24 protein-coding genes are annotated in these 24,538 nt (G+C 62.6%); 10 read left to right on the top strand and 14 right to left on the bottom strand.

Features of this window, described 5'->3' with window-relative positions; genetic code table 11:
* Positions 1 to 353: 353 nt before the first annotated feature.
* The 3 genes from GBB14_RS07725 to GBB14_RS07715 are packed head-to-tail and all read right to left on the bottom strand — an operon-like array spanning position 354 to position 2,712.
* Positions 354 to 1,424: a hypothetical protein gene (locus GBB14_RS07725; RefSeq protein ID WP_151529730.1), complete on the bottom strand. Its 1,071-nt coding sequence runs from the start codon at positions 1,422 to 1,424 to the stop codon at positions 354 to 356.
* A gap of 35 nt (positions 1,425 to 1,459) precedes the next feature.
* The gene (locus tag GBB14_RS07720) at positions 1,460 to 2,341 is read right to left on the bottom strand and encodes an ATP-binding cassette domain-containing protein (protein WP_151529729.1); all 882 of its coding nucleotides are present in this window, start codon (positions 2,339 to 2,341) and stop codon (positions 1,460 to 1,462) included.
* On the bottom strand, positions 2,338 to 2,712 hold the full coding sequence (locus GBB14_RS07715) for a GntR family transcriptional regulator (protein WP_151529728.1): 375 nt from the start codon (positions 2,710 to 2,712) through the stop codon (positions 2,338 to 2,340). Before GBB14_RS07715 ends, GBB14_RS07720 begins: the two co-directional genes overlap by 4 nt.
* Positions 2,713 to 3,055: 343 nt before the next feature.
* Here GBB14_RS07715 and GBB14_RS07710 point away from each other — a divergent pair, with 343 nt between their 5' ends.
* The gene (locus GBB14_RS07710) at positions 3,056 to 4,654 is read left to right on the top strand and encodes an NYN domain-containing protein (RefSeq protein ID WP_151529727.1); all 1,599 of its coding nucleotides are present in this window, start codon (positions 3,056 to 3,058) and stop codon (positions 4,652 to 4,654) included.
* Between the two features lie 118 nt (positions 4,655 to 4,772).
* Here GBB14_RS07710 and GBB14_RS07705 read toward each other — a convergent pair whose 3' ends face one another.
* Complete coding sequence (locus tag GBB14_RS07705; RefSeq protein ID WP_151529726.1) at positions 4,773 to 5,612, bottom strand: PspA/IM30 family protein; 840 nt, start codon at positions 5,610 to 5,612, stop codon at positions 4,773 to 4,775.
* A gap of 205 nt (positions 5,613 to 5,817) precedes the next feature.
* Positions 5,818 to 6,189: a co-chaperone YbbN gene (locus GBB14_RS07700; protein ID WP_151529725.1), complete on the bottom strand. Its 372-nt coding sequence runs from the start codon at positions 6,187 to 6,189 to the stop codon at positions 5,818 to 5,820.
* A 334-nt stretch (positions 6,190 to 6,523) separates the two neighbouring features.
* On the opposite strand from GBB14_RS07700, the gene GBB14_RS07695 reads away from it, so the two are divergent.
* From GBB14_RS07695 to GBB14_RS07685, 3 genes are all read left to right on the top strand, one after another.
* A complete protein-coding gene (locus GBB14_RS07695) occupies positions 6,524 to 6,733 on the top strand; it encodes a heavy-metal-associated domain-containing protein (protein WP_151529724.1) in 210 nt (69 codons plus the stop codon).
* Between the two features lie 112 nt (positions 6,734 to 6,845).
* Positions 6,846 to 9,152 carry a cation-translocating P-type ATPase gene (locus tag GBB14_RS07690; protein ID WP_151529723.1) on the top strand — a complete coding sequence of 769 codons (2,307 nt, stop codon included), beginning with the start codon at positions 6,846 to 6,848 and terminating at the stop codon, positions 9,150 to 9,152.
* Between the two features lie 206 nt (positions 9,153 to 9,358).
* Positions 9,359 to 10,147: a FadR/GntR family transcriptional regulator gene (locus GBB14_RS07685; protein WP_151529722.1), complete on the top strand. Its 789-nt coding sequence runs from the start codon at positions 9,359 to 9,361 to the stop codon at positions 10,145 to 10,147.
* A 17-nt stretch (positions 10,148 to 10,164) separates the two neighbouring features.
* Here the strand turns inward: GBB14_RS07685 and dnaB are convergent, their stop codons facing one another.
* The 7 genes from dnaB to GBB14_RS07650 form a co-directional block, all read right to left on the bottom strand.
* Complete coding sequence (gene dnaB, locus GBB14_RS07680) at positions 10,165 to 11,760, bottom strand: replicative DNA helicase (protein WP_225976640.1); 1,596 nt, start codon at positions 11,758 to 11,760, stop codon at positions 10,165 to 10,167.
* Between the two features lie 829 nt (positions 11,761 to 12,589).
* Entirely contained in the window at positions 12,590 to 13,042 is a 453-nt protein-coding gene (rplI, locus tag GBB14_RS07675; protein ID WP_151529720.1) for a 50S ribosomal protein L9, read from the bottom strand.
* A 93-nt stretch (positions 13,043 to 13,135) separates the two neighbouring features.
* Entirely contained in the window at positions 13,136 to 13,735 is a 600-nt protein-coding gene (locus tag GBB14_RS07670; RefSeq protein WP_151529719.1) for a single-stranded DNA-binding protein, read from the bottom strand.
* Between the two features lie 54 nt (positions 13,736 to 13,789).
* Entirely contained in the window at positions 13,790 to 14,077 is a 288-nt protein-coding gene (gene rpsF, locus GBB14_RS07665) for a 30S ribosomal protein S6 (RefSeq protein WP_192795935.1), read from the bottom strand.
* Between the two features lie 196 nt (positions 14,078 to 14,273).
* A complete protein-coding gene (locus tag GBB14_RS07660) occupies positions 14,274 to 14,486 on the bottom strand; it encodes a hypothetical protein (protein WP_225976639.1) in 213 nt (70 codons plus the stop codon).
* A 109-nt stretch (positions 14,487 to 14,595) separates the two neighbouring features.
* Complete coding sequence (locus GBB14_RS07655; protein WP_151529717.1) at positions 14,596 to 16,731, bottom strand: transglycosylase domain-containing protein; 2,136 nt, start codon at positions 16,729 to 16,731, stop codon at positions 14,596 to 14,598.
* A gap of 87 nt (positions 16,732 to 16,818) precedes the next feature.
* Positions 16,819 to 17,193, bottom strand: a complete 375-nt coding sequence (locus GBB14_RS07650) for a DUF5318 family protein (RefSeq protein ID WP_151529716.1) — start codon at positions 17,191 to 17,193, stop codon at positions 16,819 to 16,821.
* Positions 17,194 to 17,459: 266 nt separating this feature from the next.
* Between GBB14_RS07650 and GBB14_RS07645 the strand changes: the two genes are divergently transcribed.
* The 5 genes from GBB14_RS07645 (at position 17,460) to GBB14_RS07625 (ending at position 21,610) form a co-directional block, all read left to right on the top strand.
* Positions 17,460 to 18,548, top strand: a complete 1,089-nt coding sequence (locus tag GBB14_RS07645) for an inositol-3-phosphate synthase (protein WP_151529715.1) — start codon at positions 17,460 to 17,462, stop codon at positions 18,546 to 18,548.
* A 202-nt stretch (positions 18,549 to 18,750) separates the two neighbouring features.
* Positions 18,751 to 19,209: a MarR family transcriptional regulator gene (locus GBB14_RS07640; protein WP_151529714.1), complete on the top strand. Its 459-nt coding sequence runs from the start codon at positions 18,751 to 18,753 to the stop codon at positions 19,207 to 19,209.
* Between the two features lie 104 nt (positions 19,210 to 19,313).
* Positions 19,314 to 20,234, top strand: a complete 921-nt coding sequence (locus GBB14_RS07635; RefSeq protein ID WP_151529713.1) for a universal stress protein — start codon at positions 19,314 to 19,316, stop codon at positions 20,232 to 20,234.
* A 46-nt stretch (positions 20,235 to 20,280) separates the two neighbouring features.
* On the top strand, positions 20,281 to 20,961 hold the full coding sequence (locus GBB14_RS07630) for an SDR family oxidoreductase (protein ID WP_151529712.1): 681 nt from the start codon (positions 20,281 to 20,283) through the stop codon (positions 20,959 to 20,961).
* Positions 20,962 to 21,082: 121 nt separating this feature from the next.
* A complete protein-coding gene (locus GBB14_RS07625; RefSeq protein WP_225976638.1) occupies positions 21,083 to 21,610 on the top strand; it encodes a DUF4133 domain-containing protein in 528 nt (175 codons plus the stop codon).
* Here the strand turns inward: GBB14_RS07625 and GBB14_RS07620 are convergent.
* A complete protein-coding gene (locus GBB14_RS07620) occupies positions 21,594 to 22,496 on the bottom strand; it encodes a rhodanese-related sulfurtransferase (RefSeq protein ID WP_151530494.1) in 903 nt (300 codons plus the stop codon). The two genes, GBB14_RS07625 and GBB14_RS07620, sit on opposite strands and share 17 nt — an antisense overlap.
* A 100-nt stretch (positions 22,497 to 22,596) precedes the next feature.
* On the opposite strand from GBB14_RS07620, the gene GBB14_RS07615 reads away from it, so the two are divergent.
* The gene (locus GBB14_RS07615) at positions 22,597 to 22,947 is read left to right on the top strand and encodes a hypothetical protein (RefSeq protein ID WP_151529710.1); all 351 of its coding nucleotides are present in this window, start codon (positions 22,597 to 22,599) and stop codon (positions 22,945 to 22,947) included.
* A gap of 32 nt (positions 22,948 to 22,979) precedes the next feature.
* On the opposite strand, the gene GBB14_RS07610 is transcribed toward GBB14_RS07615, so the two are convergent.
* Positions 22,980 to 24,473, bottom strand: coding sequence for a DUF1846 domain-containing protein (locus GBB14_RS07610; RefSeq protein WP_151529709.1), 1,494 nt, complete (start codon positions 24,471 to 24,473; stop codon positions 22,980 to 22,982).
* Between the last annotated feature and the right edge of the window lie 65 nt (positions 24,474 to 24,538).

Genomic DNA, 24,538 nt, shown 5'->3' with positions numbered 1-24,538 from the left:
ACATGCGACCAAACAAACCCCAATCACAAGGGCACCCGATCCACACACAACCAAACACGCACACCACAACAAAAGCAGCACACATCAACAAAACAAAGCTGGCACACTATCGAGTTCTCAAACAACACTCACTACTGCTCGAACGGAAGCTTTTCGCTCGTCCGTGCCGCAGCGACTCGATAAACACTACACAGCACTCTATAACAACACAAACCTGCAGGTCACTAACTGTTTTTCTGATGTTCATAACCATGCAACGTCGTTCTTATGCGGCCGCGCCCCACCTAGCCCGTTCGTAGCCGCCACCGAGCACGCGCCCGAGCACACACTCAGGGAGAAGTACCTAGCCCGTGCTAGCGATACACCCCGCATCGTATGGGGGTCTGTGTTCCACGGAGGAAGATGTTGACCACCGCCACGACTACGGCCACCACGAGGATGACCAGGCTGAGCGCCATGTCGATACCGTAGAACTCGGCGATCTGCATGCCGGAGCTGGCGAGGACCACAGTCCCTGGAATTCCAGAGATCGCCACTTTGGGATTGGCGAAGGTATAGAGCGCGAGGTAGACGAGCATGAAGGCCAATGCCCGCAGCGCGAGGGTGGGATAGCTCATGACGGAGGTGTCATAGCTAATAAGAGCGGCAAGCAGCTTCGAGCACCCTGCGGCTATAAACGCATAGAGCACCATGGCGCTCAGGCAAGTGCCGAACCACTGTTTTCGCGTGAGCCCGAAGCTCCGCCATGTTCCGAGGGAACCGGGTTCTTGGGCAACAATCACCCCTCCGAGGCTGAGCACGAGCGCGACCATTCCCATCAGCGGCTGCGGTTCCGTCCACTCCCATACCTGCGAGCCTAAGGCGATAATCTGGGCGATCACGAAAAAGACAAGCAGTGGCGGGAGTATCAGCTGCACCGGCAACGGCAGGCCCGTGCAGCCACGCATGAGCACCAGGGTGGGGCGAGTGGCCCACACCTTGGGTTCCATCGCCCGTGCCAGTTCCGGCCGATCGTGTGCGCGTTGGAACCACAGCGCTTCGAGGACATAGATGGCGAGAACACAGAGGGCAAGCCCGATAAAACCATTCCACCACCAGCGCGCATTCTCTGCGAATAATGCGCCGGCCACGATGATGCAGGCTGGTAGCTGCGTCAGGATCGCCAGTATCAACGGCCCGGCGAGCAGGCGCATTCTTCCCGCGTGATTAACTCCCAGGGCCCACGCTCCGAACACCACCTTGTTGCGGAGTGCGGCATAAGCGACGAGCAGGAGGAGAGCGCCCATCACCGCTTGCGCTGGTGGAACCATGAAGTAGCTGGTCAAACCCACAAGGCCCAAGCCCAGCATGGGGAGAATGTCGATCCACTTCGCGTTCATGCGCACGCTGGAACACAGCGGGCGCGCAAATTCTGTGGCTGTCATGTCTGCCTCCTTATATACGTGGCGGTGGAGTGGAGTTAGTGGGTGGGACTGGGGGTTTCTGTCAGTGCTTGGAACACATCGGCCAAGCTCGGGGTATCGATGCGCACGCTGTGCCCCTGCAGGTCCGCTGCTTCCACAGATGCTGCGGTGACCATGAAGCGGCTATGGGTGCGGCCATCGCGGCGGCTGAGAATTCCGGAACCCAGCGCCTGCACAAGGGCGTCACTATCGGCCCGCTGGACGGTGACAAAGCGGTAGGCATCGTCGATATCTTCGACGGGGAGTTGCCCCACAAATTCACCCGTGGGGGAGAGCACGAGCGCTTCATCGATCACAAGGGCGAGCTCTTCGAGCTGATGCGTGGCCATCACGATGGTGCGCGGATGGAGTTGCTGCTCCTCACGCAATAGGGAGTAGAAGAGTTCGCGGTTCTGGGCGTCGAGGCCCAAATAGGGTTCATCCAGCAAGGTCAGCTCGGCGCGCGCACAGAGCCCGACGATGGCGCCCACCATGGAGCGCTGGCCGCGGGAGAGATCCGAATAGGATGCGTGTGGCGTGAGCCCGAACTGCGCGGTCATCTCTGTGGCCCGAGCTGAATCGAAACGCGGGTAGCGGCGAGCAGCGAGGTCGAGAATCGTGCTCACGCTCCACGGCCCAGGGTAGGGGTTATCGATTCCGGCATAGACGCAGCGATCCATCACCGCGGAATTATCGAAGGGCGCACTATCGAAGACGCTCAGCTCACCGGCGCTGGCTTTATTTTGACCCGCGAGGATGGTGAGCAGCGTGGACTTACCGGTGCCGTTGCGGCCGAGCAGACCATAAAGCGAACCGGGCTGCAGGTCGATGCTCACGCCGCGAAGAACGGTGTGCGAGCCATAGGACTTAGACAGGTTGTGTGTATGGACGATGCTCATTGGTAGAGACCTCTACTTTCTGCAACTCGATCAATCAGGGTGTGCAATTCAGCGCGGGCGATACCCAGCTTGACGGCTTCATCAATTAGTGGTGCGAGAAAACTCGCGGCGAATTCCTCGCGCCGCCTAGCAAGGATCAGCTCTCGGGCGTCGTCCGTCACGAACATCCCGATGCCGCGGCGCTTCTCGAGAACGCGGATATCGACAAGCAACGTCAGCCCCTTTCGGGCAGTTGCCGGATTAATGGAATGAAATTCCGCTAACTCATTAGTGGACGGGGCACGCTCCCCAGGAGCGAGGGAGCCCTCCACAATGGAATCCTCAACGAGGGTGGCAATCTGCCGGAAGAGGGGAGCAGTGGCTTCATCCATCCTTCCTCCTTCTCACACACGCGCCCTTCGGGGCGGAGGCTTGTCGACGCCACCCCGCAGGCTCATTGGTTGGTTACTGGTGTAACTAACCATATAACTAACCAACCCAGATGACAAGGGCTACCGACATACGCAACTGGACGCAGCTCATCGCGACCGACCACCCTGCCGCCGCGCAAGCCCACCCGAAGTGCTGGTCACAGAAAGATTGGGGGGGAGACGATGTGCCTTTTCGACGCGAGGGGTGCACATAGGGCACACTATAAGGCACACGGAGGGTGCATCTTTACCCCCGTTTTTATACAGATGATTATTAATGAGAAACGGATGACAACCATTAGCCATGTTGCCTCGTACACAGGTATTTGTAGACACTTCCTACCTTCTAGCCAGCTTTTATAACTCATGGGAAACAGGGGCCCGCGCCCAGTTAGAGATTGATCTTCCCGAGGTGGTAGCGGTCCTGGGTCAGATGATCCAGGACCAGCTGGGCCAGCCGATTCACCGCCAGTTGTGGTACGACGGGCTCCCCGATTCCGGTCCCCACCGCTATCAACGAGCCTTGCGCACCTGCGATGGCGTGCTGCTCCGCGCCGGCCAGCTCATCGAATGGGGCGAGCGCCGCACCCAAAAGGCCGTGGACACCCGCCTCGTCGCGGATATGGTTCTCGCCGGAGTGCGCGGCACCTGTACGGACATGGTGCTGGTCTCCGGCGATGCGGATATGATCCCGGGCGTCCAAGAGGCCTCGATGGCGGGCGTGCGGGTGCACCTCTACGGCTTCGGCTGGGACTCCATGTCCTCCGCCCTGCGCCACGCCTGCGATACCACCACCATTTTGGATCCCCGCGAGGATTTCGCGGAGTGCATGCAATTGCAGGTCCTAGAAGGGCCGCTGCCCCCGCAGGTTCGCCCCAAGCCCATCGGGGATGCCGAGCCCTTGGACGATACCTCGCCCTGCTCGGTGCCGGGCACCACGCTCAGCCACGGCAACCGCGCACAGCCGCGCCCCTCGTCCCCCTGTGACTCCTCCTCCGCGGCTGACAGCTCCGAGCAGGCCCCCGCCGCCGGCGAGGGCACGGGCGAGAGTGCAGCAACGCCGGGGGACACCTCGGCCGAGAAGCAGGACACACCCGAGAGCCCAGCACCTCCCGAGCAGCCGGCAGCCTCCGAGAACTCTGCGGACTCCGCCGAGCACCAGCGCAACCGCAGCGATTCGCCGCTGTTGACCCGCCCGGGCGAGCCCGCCGAAACAGATGATGACCGCCCCTATTCCGGCACGGAGTCCACCGAGTCGGAGCAGGCCGCCACATCCACCACGGAACCGTGCGCCGATGCGCCCGCCACGCTCTCCACCCCGAGTGCCGCAGCGGGGCTCACCCCGGCACACCTCTCGGGGGATACCCCAGAGCCCGTGCCGCAACCCACCCCGGCAGATATCGCCCAGAATCAGCAGCAGCCAGCTGCCGAGAAGCAGGAGCCGGAGAGCAGCCCAACCCCACAGTCCGAGGCGGCAGGGGAGAGCTCCACCGGCGCGGAGAATCGCCGGAGCGCGGCGTCGACAAGCGGCCCCGTGCCGAAGCCCACGCCGAAACCGACGCCCAAGCCCTCCATGATGGCGCGCCGCCGCAAGCTGCGCTCGCGCTATGTGCCCCTGCCGAATGAGGTATGGGCCTCTGCGGGATTCCAAACCCCCTTCGATGTGGGCCAGCAATACGCCTCGTGGTGGTTCGATAATGCCGCTTCCTCCGAGCAGCGCGACCAAGCGCATATGCTCTCCGGCGGTGGCCTGCCCCCGGAGATTGATCGGCCGCTGCTGCAATTCGCCTGCGAAACCCTGCATGAATACACGCTCACTGAATCGCAGCGCGTCAGTCTGCGCGATGGTTTCCACTCGGGTATTCGCGGCGTGCTCATTAATTTGAGCGGACGCGACTTCTAGCACCGGCTGTGGGCGCCCACGCGCCGCAGAGACATCCACGAGCCGCCACCGGATCCCGAGCGGGGGATCGACGGTGGCGGCTCGTTGTACGCGCCCAGGCTTAGGGCTATCGCCACAGCTAGCGGTCGGAATCCTGCTCAGAATCCGCCGTGGGATTCTCCGGTGCAACCTCTTCGGCGTCCTCGGGCTCGCTACCGCGGGAGAGCTCGGCGGGAGAATCCTGCGCGGCGCTCAGTTCGCCCTGCATCTCGGAACGAATCTTCTCCAGCCGCGACTGGGCGGCCATATCGCGGCCGGCGGCCTGAATCTCCTGCATCTGGGTATTCACGGTGTTCACCGTGAGTTCCTGCGCCCCGAGCGCGGTGGCGTAGCGGCTCTCGATCTTCTCGCGCACGCTATCGAGGGTGGGCACGGAATCGTCCTGGGAGAACTGCCCCATGGAGTCCATGGCCTTGGCATTCGTCTCTTGCATCTCCACGTGCTCGGCCTGGCTGCGCAGCTGGGTCAGCTCACTGAGCTGCTCCTGCAGGCGCGCCTCCGACTGCTTCGCGGTGGCCTTGGCTTGGTCGGCCGCCTGCACCGCCTGCTCGTATTGACTGCGCACATCCTCGATCTGGTTCTCTACCGCCACCAGCTGGCTCACGATCACCTCGGCGGTGGCGTCATATTCCGCCCCAGCCCGCTCATCGCCCTGAGCGCGGGCGTTATCAGCGGCCCGCACCGCGGTGCGCGACTGCTCATCGAGTTTCTTTTGGTCCTCCACGAGGCGGTTGAGCTTCATCTCCAACTGGCGCTGCTGGCCAATGATGGAGGCCGCATGCTCGGCGATCTCGCGATGCTGCTTCTTCGCCGCCTCCTCAGCCTGATTGATCTGCACCTGCGGATCGGCGTTCTCATCGATCGCATTGTCGAAGGAGGCCATGAGGTACTTCCAGCCCTTGCTCAGTGGATTAGCCATCTAGATCAGTGTCCTTACCTTTTTCTGCTTGGTGGCGGTCACGAGAGACGGCAGCGCACGCTGTGCCTGCGCAACCGCAGTTGTAGCTTCAGTGTAGAGAAAATCCCCACGATCCGAGCGCTCCACGGCGCCCAGAAGGTGGGGATGGGGCACGCATCACCCAGAGCACCAGAGTGCGCTGGATGGCTGCGCCGCATAGTCAGGCTTAGCCCTGCTCGTTCTGCGCCTGCTCAACCTGCTTGCGCACCTCGTCCATGTCCAGCCCCTTCACCTGGGTGATGAGGTCCTCCAGCGCGGCGGGCGGCAGGGCGCCGGCCTCGCGGTAGACCAGAATGCCATCGCGGAAAATCATCAAGGTCGGGATGGACTGAATCTCTAGTGCAGCGGCAAGGCCCTGATTGTTCTCGGTATCCAGGGTGCCGAATGTGGCGTCCGTGTGTTCCTCGGAGGCCTTCTCAAAGGTGGGTTTGAAGGCACGGCAGGGGCCACACCATGCGGCCCAGCAATCCACGAGCACAATGCCCTCGCCGGTAACCGTGTCCTGGAAGTTGTTCTCATTCAATTCGATGGTTGCCATGGTGGCCAATCTCCTTCATTATCTGTTGGTGTACGTAGACCGTGGTTTCAAGGCTACATGGGGGTGCAACGCCGCCGGAGCGGGGTTCATTCCGCAGTGTGGTCCTGCACCCTCTCACGAGCCCGTAGCGCGCAGCTGACGTGGGCCATACGCGGACACTGGGGTGGCTGCGGCACGCGGGATCGGGGAGGGGTTAGTATCGGTTAATGTACGCCGCGCCAGGCGGGCCCCAAGCGGGGCCGCCCTGCGGCGCCAGAGAGCCGTACCGCACGTATGACCAGCCGCGGCGCATGCAGACGCCGCGCGATGATTTGCTAAGGAATTGAGACTAAACATGGGCATGAAGAACTACAAGGTTAAGGGTATGACCTGCGAGCACTGCGCTAAGGCAGTGGAGCAGGAGCTGGAGTTTGTTGCCGGCACCCAGGGTGTCGATGTTGATGTTGAGCGGGGTATTGTCCGCGTCACCGGCCATGGCTTCACCGATGAGGGTGTGACCGCCGCGATCGAAGAGGCCGGCTACGAGGTTGTCGTCGAGGACTAGTCTCGGCTCCGCCACTCATCTCGTGCAGGTGAGTGGTCTTTTTCACTCACCTCTATACCCCCTAGGGGTATCTAGGTAGGATGGGCCCCACAAGGGAAGAGAAGGAGAATATATGCAGGACAGCACCGCACTGGAGCATGTCGATCTAGGAGTAACGGGCATGACCTGCACGTCCTGCTCCTCGCGGGTGGAGCGCAAGCTGAACAAGCTCGAGGGCACGCAGGCGACGGTGAATTTCGCCACCGAGACCGCCCGCATCGCCTTCGACCCAGCGCTGCATTCCACCGCGGACTTTCTCGACGTGGTGCGCACCACCGGCTATGACGCCTTCATCATGAGCGACTCCACCGCTGCGCCTGTCGACGCCGCCGCGCCGCCTGCGGAGGCGGCCGCGGACGCCCCCGCGCGGGCGGAGCAGGAGCACGCCCGCTATCAGGCAGAGCTGAAGCAGCGGGTGATCGTCTCCGCGTTATTGGCGCTGCCGGTGATGCTGCTATCCATGGTGCCGGCCCTGCAATTCCAGTACTGGCAGTGGGCCGCGCTCACCCTTGCCGCCCCGGTGTATGTGTGGGGCGGCTGGCCCTTCCACCGCGCCTGCGTGCGCAATGCGCGCCACGGCGCCTTCACCATGGACACGCTCATCTCCATGGGCACGACGGCGGCGTTCCTGTGGTCGCTATACTCCCTTTTCCTCGGCTCGGCGGGGCAGCCAGGAATGCACATGCATATGAGCCTCTCCGCGCACGCCGCCGCGGGCATGGATCAGATTTATCTGGAAACCGCCTCCATGGTGATCGTGTTTTTGCTGCTCGGACGCTGGTTCGAGGAGCGCGCGAAGGGGCGCAGCTCCCAGGCGCTTACGGAATTGCTCAACCTGGGCGCACGAGAAGCCGCGGTGCTGCGCGATGGGCGCGAGGTGCATATTCCCAGCGCCCAGGTGGCGGTGGGCGATCACTGTGTCGTGCGCCCCGGGGAGAAGATCCCCACCGATGGGCGCGTGATCGAGGGGCATTCCGCGGTAGATGAATCCATGCTCACCGGCGAGTCCATGCCCATCGAGGTCGATCCCGGCGCGACGGTCACCGGCGCCACCCTCAACACCACGGGCCGGTTGATCGTGGAGGCCACCCGGGTGGGCGCGGATACCACCTTGGCCCAGATCGGCCGGCTGGTGAGCGACGCCCAGGCCCGCAAGGCCCCGGTGCAGCGGCTGGTGGATCGGATCTCCCAGGTATTTGTGCCCGTGGTGATCGCCATAGCGCTGCTCACCCTTGGCGCCCACCTGCTGTTGCGGGATGGCTCCGTCGCCGATGCCTTCGCGGCCGCGGTGGCGGTGCTCATCATCGCCTGCCCCTGCGCGCTGGGGCTGGCTACTCCGACGGCATTGCTCGTGGGCACGGGCAGAGGCGCCCGGCTGGGCATCCTGATTAAGGGCCCCGAAGTGCTGGAATCCACCCGCCACGCCGATACCATTGTGCTGGATAAAACGGGCACGATCACCACGGGGCAGATGTCCTTAAGCGGCCTCTACGCCACCGGGGTTTCGGAGGAGGAGCTTGTGGCTCGTGCCGCGGCGGCGGAGTCGGGCAGCGAGCACCCGGTGGGGCGCGCGATCTGCCGTGCCGCCGCCGAGCGGGGGATTACCGTGCCTGCCGCCAGCGAATTTCTCACCACCGCGGGGCAGGGGGTCAGCGCCGTGGTGGAGGGGCAGCGGGTGAGCGTCGTCAAGCCAGAAGCGGCGGATCTGCCCGAGGTGGTGAACCGGATGCGCGAGACCGGCGCCACCGTGGTGCTGGTGCGCGTCGACGAGGCGCCCGTGGGCGTGATTGCCGTATCCGATGCGCCCCGAGAGGAGGCGGCTGCCGCCATCAGCCAGCTCAAGGACTTAGGGCTCCAGCCGTGGATACTCAGCGGCGATAACCAGCAGGCGGCCCGCCATGTGGCCCGCCAGGTGGGCATCGCGACGGAGAACGTGATCGCCGAGGTGCTGCCGGAGGATAAGGTGCGCCACGTCGCGGCACTCGCCGAGCAGGGGCGCACCGTGGCGATGGTTGGCGATGGCATCAATGACGCCGCCGCCCTCACCGAGGCGGATCTGGGCATCGCCATGGGTGGGGGCACGGATGTGGCCATCGAGGCCGCTGATATCACCCTCATGCACTCGGATCTGCGCGCTACCGTTGATGCGCTGCAGCTATCGCGCGCGACGCTGCGGGTGATCCAAGGAAATCTGTTCTGGGCGTTTATCTACAACATCGTGCTCATCCCCGTCGCCGCCTTGGGTCTGCTGAATCCGATGCTCGCGGGATTGGCGATGAGCCTGTCGAGCGTATTTGTGGTGACTAACTCGCTGCGGCTGCGGCGTTTCCGCTCGAGCTTCCTCAACCCCTGTGCGGCGGCTGCGGGGTCGCGAGACTAGGCTCACCTACCTCCGAGTCGTTGCTGTGGGTGGCGCGCTAACTCTGGGCTGATGTCGATTTTGTAGACTGTTCGACAACCGAGAAACTGCACCGGAGTTCCTCATCAGCCTTGTCACCGGTTTTTATATGCGGTCGCGTGCCGCAGAAACAGACCGCCGAGACAGTGTGCGCTGTGTAACTTCCGGGACGACAACGAGGACACACAGTGACTACCGACAACGCCTATTTCGGCCGCATGGGCCACCAGCCCACCACCCGCTCGAATCAGCTGGTACAGGAGATCGCGCGCTATATTCTGAATGCTGGGCTGGTCAATGGCGACCCCATTCCGCCCGAGCCGGAACTCCAACGCATCCTTGGCTGTTCCCGTAACTCCATTCGCGAGGCCATCAAGGTGATGGAGGCCGTGGGCATGGTGGAGGTGCGCCGCGGCACCGGCACCTTTGTCGCCGGCAATCCTCTGGCCCCGCTGACTCCGGCGCTGATCTTCCAGGGCATGCTCTCGCTCAATTCCGGCGGCAACGAGGCCAAGGACATCATCACGCTGCGCCGCGGCCTCGAGGTGGCCTTCCTTCCCATCGTGATGAACTATGTGGCCGAGGACGACGCCGCGAAGCAGACGCTGATCGCGCAATTGCAGGACACCGTGGAGGAGATGGCCGCAGCCGAGCGCGCCGGCTCGTCCACCGTGGACTTGGATTATCGCTTCCACAACCAGCTATTCGCCCCGCTGCGCTCGCGCACGCTGAAGCAGCTTAACGACGCCATCCTGAATGTGTATTTCTCGCTGTTGGAGGCCGTAGCGGAGCGCTTCGGCGAGCACCCCGTGTTCGAGTCGGATCCCAGCAGCCAGCCGCTTGCCACCGCCCATCAAGGCATCGTGGATGCCATCGCCGAGGGCAATGGCGAGGAGGCCGTGGAGCGGCTGCTCAACCACTATCAGCCGCTGTCGGAAGCCATCGATAGTGTGATCGCCGCCCGCGAAGAACGCTAGGCGGCGCCGCCCGCTTTTTAGGCGCGGGCCAAGTCCTTGAAGCGCGAGTAGTGCAGCTGGTGGGCCACCTCGACGGTGCCGATGGGGCCACCACGGTGCTTCGCCAAGATGATGTCCGCCTCGCCGGCGCGCACATCTTCGAGGTCCTGGGAGTCGGGGCGATACAGCAACATCACCATATCGGCGTCCTGCTCCAACGAGCCGGATTCACGCAAATCCGCCAGCTGGGGGCGCTTATCCGTGCGCGACTCGGGGCCACGGTTGAGCTGCGCCACCGCAACCAGCGGCACCTCTAGCTCCTTGGCCAACAATTTAAGCTGGCGGGAAAATTCGGACACCTCTTGCTGGCGGGACTCCACCTTCTTGCCGGAGCTCATCAGCTGCAGGTAGTCCACCACGATCAATTGCAGATCATGCTTGTCCTTGAGCTGGCGGGCCTTCGAGCGGATCTCCATCATCGTCAGGTTCGGGGAGTCATCGATAAATAGCGGTGCCTCGCTGAGTTCCCCGGCCCGCTGCGCGATACGCGCCCAGTCATCATCGGACATGGTGCCGGAGCGCATATCGGAGAGCTTCACCTCGGCCTCGGCAGAGAGCAGACGCATGACGATCTCAGACTTGGACATCTCGAGCGAGAAGAGCACCGAGGCCATATTGTGCTTGATCGAACAGGAGCGCATGAAGTCCAGGGCGATGGTGGATTTACCCACACCAGGACGAGCCGCCACAATGATCATCTGGCCGGCGTGCAAACCATTGGTGATGCGGTCGAGATCAATAAACCCGGTGGGCACTCCGGTGGACAGTCCGCCGTTTTGGGCGATCTCATCCAGCTCATCCATCACCGGCTGCAGCAGATCATCCAGCACCGCATAATCGGTGACGGTTTTCTTCTGCGCGATCTGGAATACCTCTTGCTGCGCCAGATCGATCATGACCTCGATCTCGGTATCGCCGGCCGCCTCATAGCCCAGCTGGACGATGCGCGTGCCCGCCGAGACCAAACGGCGCAGCACGGCCTTCTCAGAGACGATCTCCGCGTAGTAGGGGGCGTTGGCAGGGGTGGGCACAACCTCGGCGAGGGTGACCAGATAGGAGGGGCCTCCCGCCCGCTCCAGATCGCCGTGGCGGTGCAAACGATCGCGCACGATGAAGGTATCGATCTGCTTATTGTCCGCATAGAGATCCAAAATGGCGCGATAGATCAGCTGATGCTGCGGCGCATAAAAGTCCTCAGGGTTGAGCTCCTCGACGATATCGGTGACCACCGTCGGCGCAATGAGCATCGCCCCCAGCACGCCCTGCTCCGCCTCGCGGTCATGCGGCAATTGCCGAGCATAGTCCCGCGGGGTGGCGTCATCGAAGCGCCCCCGACCCGCGCTGCGCTGCGGGGCGAATCGACCCTGATTAGGTCCGGCGTGGTTATAGCTCGGGGCCGAGTCATCAAAGCTACTGGGCGCAAACTCGGGCGCCGGGGGGAAATCACTGATCGCCTCGGCGGGGAAACCCTCCGGCCGACCTGGACTGGGGGAGTAGCTGGCGTCCTGCCCGGCCCCGCCCTCGGCGGGGTCCGGCGGGAAGGCGTTGTCATCAAAGTTCGCGCTACCTGCCACGTCTCTCAGCTCCTTCACTGTCGCCACTTCTCAGCCTAGGCGCATCCCGCGGATGCGGGAGACACCAGATCTCGATTCTATCCACCCCTGAGCGCGCCGTCCCCCTAGGGCAGAGGAGGTCCACCCACAGCAGCGGGGAAGCAATGCGCTCGGCGCCCAGCCGCTCCACATTGGCGGCCGCTGCTGTGGATAACACCCCGCGTTCTGGGCTGCGGGGGAGAGATTCTTCACACTCTGCGCGGCAGTTATGCACAGGGGTCTGTGGATAACTCTGTGTACGGGAGGTGAATAGCAGCTAAAACTCCTGCTCACCTAGCGATTAGGTGCCGTTTACCTGCGGTTTTATATATCCCTCCTGCTCAGACGGTAGTTCACTAGTGGCACCCAGTATCGACGTCACCAGATCGTCATCTTCGCACCCGCCAAGCACCCCCTCTCGAGGGGCAAGTTGCCCCCTCGCCGTGGGGCTTATGGACCTCTCATGCACAGGTTATGCACAGTGCTATCGCACTTGTCCACAGACATGGCTGTGGATTGTGCATAACTCTGCCGATGGGCGCGCATCACACACGCATCAGTGTCGATAGATCTCCCCACACCAACACGCCCTAGAGAGGCGCTCCGGGCGAGAGATGCACCACAGCCCTTGCCCGTGCCCGCTTCCGGCTAAGCGAGCCGCACCGGCCCCGCAGCGCCCTTGTGTGCACCACCCTGCCCCGAGATACACCAAGGGCCCCTAGCGGGGAGTGTGTCCCCACCAGAGGCCCTGGTGCGCTGTTGTCGTTGGGGTCTCCTCTATGCGCGAGACCCGCCGTCTAGTGCGCGTAGATTACGCGGCGACGACCTTGAAGTTCACCTTTGCACTGATGTCATCGTGCAGCTGAGCAATCACCTGGTAGCCGCCGGTGCTCTTGACGAGACCCTTGGGCACGGTGATGGTCTGCTTCTCGATCTTGGGGCCGCCAGCGGCCTCGATCGCCTTAACGATGTCGCCAGCCTGGACAGAGCCGAAGAGCTTGCCCTTGCTGGAGGTACGCATGGTCACAGTGATGTTGTCAAGGGCCTCGATCTGCTCCTTGACCTCGCGTGCATGATCCAGGCTCTGGATCTGGCGCTCGGAGCGCACACGCTTGATGTCTTCGATCTGCTTCTCTGCACCACGGGTTGCCACAATGGCCATACCGCGGGGAAGCAGGTAGTTACGTCCGTAGCCGTCCTTCACCTCGACGATGTCACCGGGGACACCGAGGTTCTCTACGGCAGCCGTAAGGATCAGCTTCATGATCCCTGCCTTTCGCTTATGAAAAGAATGAAAAGTGGTTGTGTATTCGCATTAGGTCCCGATGCCCGCGTGCGGGCGCATCGGACCCGCCTATCAGAATGGCGGGTCGTCATCATCGCCCTGGAACCCACCCGCAGGGGGTGCCGAGTTCCACGGGTCATCGTTCTGGACGTCGTTCTGCGACTGTTGCTGATAGCCACCAAAACCACCTTGGCTTTGACCGCGGTTTCCACCGCCCTGGCCGCCACCAAAGCCACCGCCTTGGCCGCCGCCAGAGTTAGCGCCACCAAAGCCACCGCCTTGGCCGCCTTGACCACCCTGGCCGCGCTGCACGCGGTTCACGGAGGCCGTAGCGTACTTCAGCGAGGGGCCCACCTCATCGACTTCGACTTCGAAGACGGTGCGGCGCTCTCCCTCGCGGGTGTCGAAGGTGCGCTGGCGGAGCCGACCATTAACGATCACGCGCATACCTTTAGTCAGCGACTCGGCGACGTTCTCCGCCGCCTGGCGCCACACATTGCACTGCAAGAACAGTGCCTCGCCGTCCTCCCACTGGCCGGTCTGCGAGTTATAGCGTCGCGGAGTGGAAGCCACACGGAAGTTGGCCACTGCGGCACCCGAAGGGGTAAAACGCAGTTCAGGGTCGGCAACGAGGTTGCCAACAATCGTGATAGGGGTATCGCCTTGTGCCATGGTCTCAGGACTCCTTAGGAGCTCGTTGGTTGGTGTTACTACCAGTGTTCCTGATTAGCGATCGGTGCGCAGCACCTTGGTGCGCAGAACCGTGTCGCTGAGGTTCAGCTTGCGGTCGAGCTCGACGACAGTCTCCGACTCACAGGTCAGGTTAAGGACCACGTAGATGCCCTCTTCCTTCTTGTTGATCGGATAAGCCAGACGACGCTTCGGGCGAATGTCCACCTTGTCAACGGTGCCGTTTTCCTTGCGAACAGTCTCAAGGAACTTATCTAGGGACGGGGCTACGGTGCGTTCATCCTGCGAGGGATCGAGAATGATCATGAGTTCGTATTGACGCACGGACCTCATCACCTCCTATGGTCTAGTAATTGTGGTTCGGCCGCGCCCATCGTGGACGTGGCAGGAGGGTCGTTGCGTCAAGCAACCTTTTCAAGGTACACCATCTACCTGCTCTCTTTCAATTGCGTACCCTGCGGCGGCCGCCGCTTATCGACGCCCACTCGCTGCCCACGCACCCTGGCGGCCCAGCAGCAACCTAGTTCATGGCGGCATCGCCAATGAAGCCGGTAGCCATAAACACAGCAAAGATGAGGGGGACGAGGAGCACGAAGAAGAAGGCGCCGATAATCCAGGACACCACGGCTTTGGTGCTCTTGCCATAGGACTTGGCAGCATAGCCGCCGCCGAAGCAGCAAGCGCCAATGAACACGCTCGCCATCGTGAGGATCATGATGGTGGTGGAACTCATGGCTCTTAGCTTAGCTGCCAGATACACGAATCCCCGCTCCCAGGTGCAGCGTGGCTGCGCATGTGGGGAGCGGGGATCGTCAGAAGAGGAAGCGTCGATAAGCGCCGTGCTAGCCCGGTAGCAGATCACCCAAGTTCGGGAGTGCGGGCTGCGCCGGTTGCTCTGGCTCCGCCGGGGGAGCCGGGGCCGGCAGCGGCACATCCGGGATCTCCGGCAGTTCCGGCTCGGCGGGCTCAGCAGGCTCGGAGGTCTCCGTCGGCTCGGTGGTGGTGGGCTCGGGCGGCGCCACCGGGGTGGCGGGCGCCGGCGGTGCAGGCGGAGCCACATAGCCCAGATTGGAGGTCGGAACCGGGAAGCTCTCGTAGTCGGCATTCGCCAGCGCGGCATCCATGGTGGACTTCCAGATATCGCTGGGCAGGCCGGAGCCCCAGATCTTGCCGCCATAGAGGTTCAGCAGCGGCTGGCCATCATCGGTGCCCACCCACACGGCGGTGGAGAGCTGCGGGGTGGCACCAATCATCCACGCATCCTTGTTCTGGCCCGTATCGCCCAGCTGGGCGGTACCGGTCTTGGCGGCGGACTCCCGGCCATTCAGGGCGTGGCCGCGGGAGTAGGCGGCGATCGGCTTCATCGCTTGGATCACCGAGTTCGCCACTTCCTCGTCCACGATGCGCTCGCTTTCACCCTCGTGCTCGTAGAGCACCTCGCCATCATTGGTCACAACCTTCTGCACGAAGTGCGTCTTGTTGTACACGCCCTCATTGGCGAGGGTGGCCAAGGCGACAGCCAAGTCGAAGGGGCGGGACTGGTACTGGCCCAGCACCACACCCAGTTGGCTATGGCCATTCTCCTCCTTCAGGGTGTGCGGCAGCCCCGGCAGGGACTCCGCCACGCCCAGCCGGTGCGCCATGGCGGCGGTGTCATCGGGGCCATTCTTCAGATCATCCTGAAGGCGGATGAAGGAAGTATTCAGCGACTGCTTCAGCGCCTGGGCGATGGTACAGGTACCGCAGCTTTGCCCCTCAGAGTTGGTCACCGTGACATCACCGGTCTGTACCGGGGCGGAGCTGTAGTACTGGGAGAGCGGAATACCCTGCTCCAAGGCCGCCGCGAGAGCGAAGATCTTGAAGGTCGAACCGGTCTGCAGCGGGGCAATGGCATAGTCCCAGCCGGCCGGGTCCTCGCCGCCATAGTAGGCGGAGACACCACCGGTCTTGGGGTTAATGGAGACCACCGCGGTGCGCAGGTTCTCCGGCTCGCCCTGCATGTTGTTCTCCACCGCCGCCTGAGCCGCATTCTGGGCGTCGGTATCGATGGTGGTGGTCACCCGCAGGCCGCGGGTCTGCACATCCTGTTCGCTGATGCCCACGCCTTGGAGCTCGGCGAGCACGCGATCCTTGATCAAACCATTGGTGCCGGTGGCCTCGGTATTGGACTGCACGGTGGCGGGGTCAATCACCTCTGGGAAGCGCGCCTCCGCGCGTGCCCCGGGGCTCATGGCACCGATCTCGACCATGCCGTCCATCACGTAGTTCCAGCGCTGCTCCGCCTCGGCCCGGTTATTCCAGGGATCGAGGGTGGAGGGGCGCTGGATGGCGGCGGCCAAGAGCGCGGACTCTTCGGGCGTGAGGTCCGTGAAGTCCTTGGCAAAATAGGCTTGGGAGGCCGCGGCCACACCATAGGCATTGCGGCCCAAGTAGATGGTGTTCAGATAGGACTCCAACACCTGCTCCTTGGACCACTCATTGGCCATCTTGGCGGAGTAGACGAGCTCCTTGAGCTTGCGCTCATAGGAACGCTCATTACCCACCACGGCGATCTTCACGTACTGCTGCGTGATGGTGGAACCGCCGCCCTTGGAGCCGTCACCGGTGAGCTGGCCGATAATCGCGCGACCGAAGCCGGTGACGGAAAAGCCAGGGTTGGTATAAAACTCGCGGTCCTCGGCGGCCAGAGTGGCGTCCTTCATGGACTCCGGAATCTCCGAGAGCGGCACCACCACACGGTTACCTTCCGGGGGCACGATGCGCGCTAGCTGCGTCTCATCATCCCCAGCATAAATCTCCGTCACCTGCTTATTCACAAGCTGGTCGGCCTTCGGAACATCCACAAGCAGATAGGCGATCATGAATGCCACGAAGGGAGCGAGGATAATTAACACCACTGCGATGAGGATCGAGCGCCAGACCCACGGGTTACGGGTCTTCTCCTCGCTCTCTTCTACGGTCACGGTGTGTTCAGTCACGACTGTTGCTTCCAATCTCCATGGGTGAAATTGCGGCGTTCGGGCTAGCGACGGCCGGCGACCTGCCCAAACAAACTAACTAATCGGTTAAGCATAGCGGGTACGAGGGGAAACAACCATTGTCGCCAACAGGTGATTCCAATGACAATCAGGACATACCTCCACGCGGTGGACGTCGAAAAGCTTGCCAGCGGAGACCAGCTGCGCGATCTCTTCCTCGCTGCGGGCGGAACCGGCTGCCCGGCCCACCTCATCGCCATAAATCCACAGCACGTCCCGCATGTTCTGCGAGGAACATACCGGGCAGTCCCGCGCTGAGGGCGAGCCATGAAACTCGGCCGCCGTGCGCAGCAAGAAATCGCACTCGCAGATCTCGGCGCGCGTGATCACCCCTTGGCTATAGAGGCGCAAAGTGTGGCGACGGTGCCATTCGTGACTCACGATATTGCGATATTCAACCACGCGGCCAGTCTAGCTATCCCCGCGGTAATGGCACCCGCGGCGATAATACTGTGTCTGTGCTCACAACTTAATCGGTTCACTGTGGTTCTGTATCGATTGAGCGCCTGCGCTGGGCCAAAAAGGCGGGCTAGATTCTGAGGAATCATGATCGTTGCGCGTCCTCAGGAGTGAGCCCCACGACTGCGGACGTGCTCGCCCGCCGCGGTGCGCGCCCCCACCCGTGGGAGGTGTCGCGGCGGTACAAGTTTGTTTGAAGGAGTTTGCCCATGAGCGGAGAAATCCGTGTTGCTATCGTCGGAGTTGGTAACTGCGCCACCTCGCTGATCGAAGGCGTCGAATTTTATAAGGACGCCCGCGATAGCGACGATGTTCCCGGCCTGATGCACGTGCGCTTCGGCGACTATCACGTCAAGGACGTCACATTCGCTGCAGCCTTCGATGTGGATGCCGCCAAGGTGGGGCTCGATCTCTCCGAGGCCACCCGCGCGTCCGAAAACTGCACCATCCAGATTGCGCAGCTGCCGCATCTCGGCGTGAAGGTCCAGCGCGGCCCCACGCACGACGGCCTCGGCCGCTACTATCAGCAGACCATCACCGAGTCCGAAGAGGAGCCGGTGGATGTGGTGCAGGCCCTCAAGGACGCCCAGGTGGATGTGGTGGTCAGTTATCTGCCCGTGGGTAGCGAGGAGGCCGATAAGTTCTACGCCCAGGCCGCGATCGACGCTGGCTGTGCCTTCGTCAACGCACTGCCGGTGTTCATCGCCTCCGATCCCGAGTGGTCCGAGAAGTTCCGCGCTGCCGGGGTACCGATAGTGGGTGATGACATCAAGTCCCAGGTAGGCGCGACCATCACCCACCGCGTGATGGCCAAGCTCTTCGAGGATCGCGGCGTGCGCCTCGAGCGCACCATGCAGCTCAACGTCGGCGGCAACATGGACTTCAAGAACATGCTCGAGCGCGAGCGCCTGGAGTCCAAGAAGATCTCCAAGACCCAAGCGGTCACCTCCAACCTGAAGAGCTCCCCCTTGGCAGGCAAGGTGGATGATCGCAATGTGCACATCGGCCCCTCCGACTATGTGGGCTGGTTGGATGACCGCAAATGGGCCTATGTGCGCCTCGAAGGCAAGGCCTTCGGCGAGGTGCCGCTGAACCTCGAGTACAAGCTCGAGGTCTGGGACTCCCCGAACTCCGCGGGCATTATTATTGACGCCCTGCGCGCGGCGAAGATTGCCCTCGACCGCGGCATTGGCGGCCCGATCGACGCCGCTTCCTCCTATCTGATGAAGTCCCCGCCGAAGCAGCTCGGCGACGACGAGGCCCGCGCCCGCCTCGAAAGCTTCATCGCCGGCGACTAAACCCCCTCCGCGGACGCGAACGCAGCACCCTAGTGGCCACGGCCACGGACGACGCCCTGTGGTGTCTGTCCGTGGCCGCACTGTATTCTCCTGCTTCCCGCAGGCAGACACCTACCCCCGCGCAGCACCCCCACCTGCCGAAATACTTTTTCACCTAAACAATTTTTAGGACAGTACTGTTTCGCGCCATAGAATATAGACTATGAACGCGCAACCTTATTTTGAACTCGCCCGGAATGCACGACCCGCGCTCACGCAGCTCTACGTCACCTATTTCCGGCTTGCAGAGCGCTCCGATCTCACCGGACCGCAGCTGACAATCCTGTCTCGCCTGAAGTCCGATGGAGCGGCGCGTATCAGCGAACTAGCCAAGCGGGAGGGCATTCGCATGCCCACCGCCTCTAATGCCTTGCACCAGCTCGAATCCCGCGGCTTGGTCGAGCGCGTCCGCGATAATAATGACCGCCGCGGCGTGCGCGTGCAGCTGACCGAGCAAGGCGCTGTCGAACTCGAGCGCGTCGGCGAGGAACGTATCGCCCAGCTAGCTGATATGTTTAGCACTCTCGAGGATGAGGAGATCGCCGCTATCGAAGAGATCGTCCCGATTATCAATCGCCTCGCCGAGCGCTATACCGCCCAAACCCGCAACGGCGATAAGTAACTAGCCTCGGAGCGTGCCCGCCCCTGTTCCTTTGTCCGCCCAGATGAAAGTTGAGCGCATGAGCAGCGCTCGGCCCCGCCCTCGCCGCTCATGCATAGACACCTATGCCCGATTCTCGCCTCCGCGTATTGATAGCGTGGCAGCCCGATGCCGCCAATAACGAAATTCTCGATGCCGTCGCATGGCTACACCGCTCTGGGCCCATCACCGTCCGCGCCATCTCGGCCTTCACCCGCCCCTGGCCACAAACCTCCCTATCCAAACTGGGGGGCAAGTACAAGAAGTGGTTGAAGAAGCAGGAAGAGGCCAGCCGCGAAGTGGTGACCGCCGCGCTACTCGATGCCGGCGTGGACACAGACTGCTTCGATAACAAACTCGCCGTCTTTGCCGATGGCTCCTCCGAGCCGCATCTGCTCACCCAGGCCGCCAAGGGCTTCCACGCCGACATCATCCTGCTAGGCCCCGCCCAAGCCGCCCCCAAGGGGCGATATTTGGCCGGCACCACCGCCGATGCGCTGCTGCACGCCTCCCCTTATCCCCTGGGCCTGATCCCGCGCGAGGTGAAGCTGGGCAAGAAGGGTGTGAACCGAGTCTCCTGCGCGCTCACCGAGGAGGCCGGCAGCGCCGACGTCTTCGATCATGCCGCCGCGGTAGCCGAGACCTACTCCGTCCCGCTGCGGATCGTGGCTTTCGTGCCCGATCGCGTGGGCAACGCGTTGAAGTCCACAAATAGCAAGCTCGAGTCTGTGCTGGCTGATGACGCCCGCGAACATGCGTTGGCCAATCTTGATCGGGCGCGAGATAGTGTCGTCACGCATTGGCCCGAGCTGCAGGTAGAAACGGAACTCGCTACCGGCAGCGGCTGGTCCGAGGCCATGGACGCGGTGAAGTGGAAGAAATCAGATCTGCTCGTGGTGGGCTCCGAAGATAGCAACCCCATCGCGCGGGTGTTCATGGGCTCTCATACCTCGGCCGTGCTCAAACACGCGCGCGTACCGGTGATGATCTACCCGACCACGACCTAAACCCGCCCCGTGTGGGGCACAGACTACGCATAGGAGACACGCACATATGCGCACAGCACTCGTTACCGGCGCCAGTGGGGGAGTGGGGCGCGAGATCGCCGAGCAGCTTATCGACGCCGGCTGGATGGTCTATGCCCACTATCGCAGCGAGTCACCCGCCACGGACAAGACCCGGGCCGCCGTCTCCCAGGCCAGCTGGTTCCGCCTTAATTTCGATTCCCCCGAGCCCGATCTCTCTGCCGTGCCCAATATCCACAGCCTCGATGCGCTCATCCACTGCGCCGGCTACTGCCAGCTCAACCGCATCGAGGACGCCAGCAGCCAGGAATGGCAGGATTCCTTCAACGTCAATCTGCACGGCCCGGTGGCGCTAACGAATCATCTGCTCCCCGCCCTGCGCGCCGCCCAAGGCACCATGGTGTATCTCAACTCGGGGGCCGGTTTTCAGGTCAAGCCCGAATGGGGCAGCTATGCCGCCGCCAAGTTTGCCGCCCGCGCTTGGTGCGATGGGCTGCGCGAGGAAGAGCCCGGCATCCGCGTCTCCTCGATCCATCCGGGCCGCATCGATACGCAGATGCAGCGCGCCATCGTGACCTATGAGGGCGGCAGCTATGATCCGCATCAGTTCCTGACCGCCGAGACCGTGGCGCGCTCGGTGGTGCAGGTGATCACCACACCGATGGATGCCCAACCCACCGAACTGGTGCTGCGCCCCCGCCCGCACTAGCGCCGCAGCTCCGCATGCTGGGGCCTACCCACGATGCGGAGCAGCGAGTAGGGTGGCGAAGAAAGGGCTGGATACACGGCCCGAGAAGCACGGCAAGGCAGAGTTATAGGGGTGAGAAGCCATGCAATCCGAGTCTGAGGACGATCCGCGTCCGCCGCGGCCGGAGTCTGCGGCCGGCCCCACGCCCGCCGCCGGCCTGCCCGAGGGACAGTATTTCGATCCCACCGTGGATCGGGTCTCCACCACACCCCGCGGCCCCTCCCGCGAGGAATTCGAGCGCGACCCGCTGGCGTGGTTCGAGCACAGCCGCCGCTCCTCGCGCAGGGCCATCGCCTATGCGCTGACGATACCCCTGCTCACCGTCCTCACTGGGCTGGTGATCGCGCTCATCTCTCGCGCCCAAGGCGGACCGATCTGCGAGGCCGGGCTCTCGACGTGGATCTGCAGCCGTGGCTACGAGATTATGTTCTCGCTGGTGCCCCTCGGTGTGGCCTTGGCCGGCACCTTCGGCGCTTTTTGGATCACCTATCGCACCTGGGCCCGCTATGGGGCGTGGCGGCCGTGGCTCGCCATCATCTGGGTGCTCATCCCCGCCTCCTTGGCGTGGATGACGGGTTTCGGCTGGATGTTCGTTAACGGTCACCACTAGCGGCGGCAGCGATCTCGGCGCAGCCCGCATCGCCGCAGTGCCCTACGGAATCCGCGCAGTCCGCGCACATGAGCGTCTGCTTGCGGCACGCCTGGTTGCGGCAGTTGTGGAAGTCATTCGTGGCCGCACCACAGTGGGCACAATGCCCCAGCTGGGTGAACTCGCCGCCCTCGAACTCCATGTGCATGCGCTTATCGAAGACGTAGAGCGAGCCTTCCCAGAGTCCGGCGTTACCGTATTTTTCGCCATAGCGGACGATGCCGCCATCGATCTGATAGACCTCCTCGAAGCCCCGGTTTTTCATCAGGCTGGACAGCACCTCGCAGCGGATACCGCCGGTGCAATAGGAGACCACCGGCTTATCCTTCATCCAGTCATATTTGCCGGACTCGAGCTCCGCAATGAAGTCGTGGGTAGTGGAGACATCGGGCACCACGGCGTTTTTGAACTTGCCGATCTGCGCCTCCATGGCATTGCGCCCGTCGAAGAACACCACCTCCTCGCCGCGCCGCTCCACTAGCTCATTCACTTCTTCGGGCTTGAGGTGCACGCCGCCGCCGATCACGCCCTCGTCATTCACCTTCAGCTCGCCCGGCGCGCCAAAGGCCACGATCTCATCGCGAACCTTCACGGAGAGCTTCGGGAAATCCTCGGCCCCACCCTCGGACCATTTGAACTCCATGGGCTTAAAGTATTCGCGGGTTTTACGGGCATATTTCTTGCAGGCATCCATCGGCCCGCCGACGGTGCCGTTGATGCCGTGCTCGGAGATCAGAATGCGGCCGCGCAGCCCGAGGGACTCGCAGAGGTCGCGCTGCCACAGCATCACGGCCTTGGGGTCGGCGATGGGCTGGAACTTGTAGTAGAGCAGGATCTTCGAGAGCATATCTTGATCCTATTCCGGCGCGGCGGCCAGTTCCTAACCACCGCGGCGGGCAGCACAGGAGGGCAGGGAGGCGGTGAACGGTGTTCTAGAATGAGGGGCTATGGAACCTTTTGATATCAATGCCGGTCGTTTCTATCTGCGGGCCCTGCACAACCAAACCACCCTCGATGATGGCCCCACGCTGCGCTCAATCACGCCCACCCCAGCGATTCAATCTAATGATGACGCCGAGGATGGCTGGATGAATAATACCTGCTATAGCTGGGCGGTATGCGAGCAAACCTCCTCGGATCTCTTGGCCTTGGTCACCTATGAACCGGCCACCGATACCGTGACCTCCTACCCGGCTGGGGAGGCAGACACGGTATGGGATCATAACCGCGAGCTCGAGCCCATCACCTTGGGTCAAGCGGCCGCTACAGGCGAAAAGGCGGTCCGGGCGCACATCTAGCGCTACGCGAACCGCCTTCTGCGTATTCGGTGTTACTTCCGGAAGAGCAGCTTCTTCTGATACACCGGATCGGAGGTCACCTGGATATCCAGGTTGCGGAAGATCCCCTCATCCACCGAGCCGAGAATGGTGGTGGTGTGCACGTCGAGGCCACGCAGGTTGTGCAGCTCCTCCAGGGCGCGGCGGGCATTGGGGTCATGATCCGCCGAAACGCTCAGGGCGATGAGCACCTCATCGGTGTGCAGCCGCGGGTTGCTGCTGCCCAGCTGCTCGATCTTGAGGGTCTGGATGGGCTTGATGGAGCTCGGCGCCAGCAAGTCCACATCCGGCTCGATACCGGCCAGATACTTCAGCGCGTTGAGCAGCATGGCCGCCGAGCAACCGAGCAAAGCGGAGGTCTTGCCGGTAATGATCTCGCCATCATTGAGCTTGATGGCGCTACCAGGCTGGCCGGTCTCCTCGGCGATGGCGCGCGCCGGCTCGATCACGGGGCGATCAGTTTCGTGAATGCCCTGCTTGCCCATGAGCAGGCGAATGCGGCCGGATTCCAGCGGCGCCTTCTGATTCTTCTTCTCCTCGACCAGCGCCTTGTAGTAGCGCCGGATGATCTCCTGCTTGGCGGCCTCGCGGCACACCACATCATCGCTGATGCAATTACCCACCATGTTCACGCCCATGTCGGTGGGGGACTCATAGGGGGAGTGCCCGGAGATCTTCTCCAGCAGGTGCTTGAGCAGCGGGAATACTTCCACATCGCGGTTATAGTTCACCGCTTGGCTGCCATAGGCCGCCAGGTGGAAGGGATCGATCATGTTCACATCGTCCAGATCGGCGGTAGCGGCCTCATAGGCGGCGTTCACCGGGTGATCCAGCGGGATATTCCAGATGGGGAAGGTCTCGAACTTGGCATAGCCCACGTCAATGCCGCGCACGTGCTCGTGGTAGATCTGCGAGAGGCAGGTGGCCAGCTTGCCCGAACCGGGGCCGGGCGCGGTGACGATAATGAGATCGCGGCTGGTGTCCGCATACTCGTTGCGGCCGAGGCCGTTCTCGGAGACGATGTGCTCGGTATCGGCCGGGTAGCCCTCGATCACGAAGTGGCGGGTGACCTTCAGACCTAGGCGGGTGAGCTTCTCTTGGAAGGCGGTGGCGTGCTTATTGCCCTCCTCGCACTGCGTCATCACCACATTATCCACGAGGAAACCACGGGCGCGGAAGACATCCACCAAGCGCAGCACATCATCCTCATAAGAAATGCCAAGGTCTGCGCGCATTTTACCGCGTTCCAGATCCTTGGCGTTGATGCAGACCATGATCTCGACATCGTCCTTGATGTTCTCGAGCATCGCGATCTTATTGTCGGGGGTAAAGCCCGGCAGCACACGGGAGGCGTGCATATCGTCGAAGAGCTTGCCTCCCATCTCCAGGTAGAGGCGTCCGCCGAGACTCTCTCGGCGCTCCTTAATGTGCTCAGATTGCATCTGAATGTACGCGGATCGGTCGAAGCCAATGGCGGGTGAAAGCATAGAGCAACCTCACTTGAGATAACAGCGTAAAGGGGGCGGCAACTGACGTAGTGGCAGCGGTCGGA

The sequence above is a fragment of the Corynebacterium sp. 51B genome (assembly GCF_008930785.1).
In the GTDB taxonomy this organism is placed as follows: domain Bacteria; phylum Actinomycetota; class Actinomycetes; order Mycobacteriales; family Mycobacteriaceae; genus Corynebacterium; species Corynebacterium megadyptis.
The sequence above is the reverse complement of the archived record's forward strand: the minus strand, read 5'-3'. Positions and strand labels throughout refer to the sequence as shown.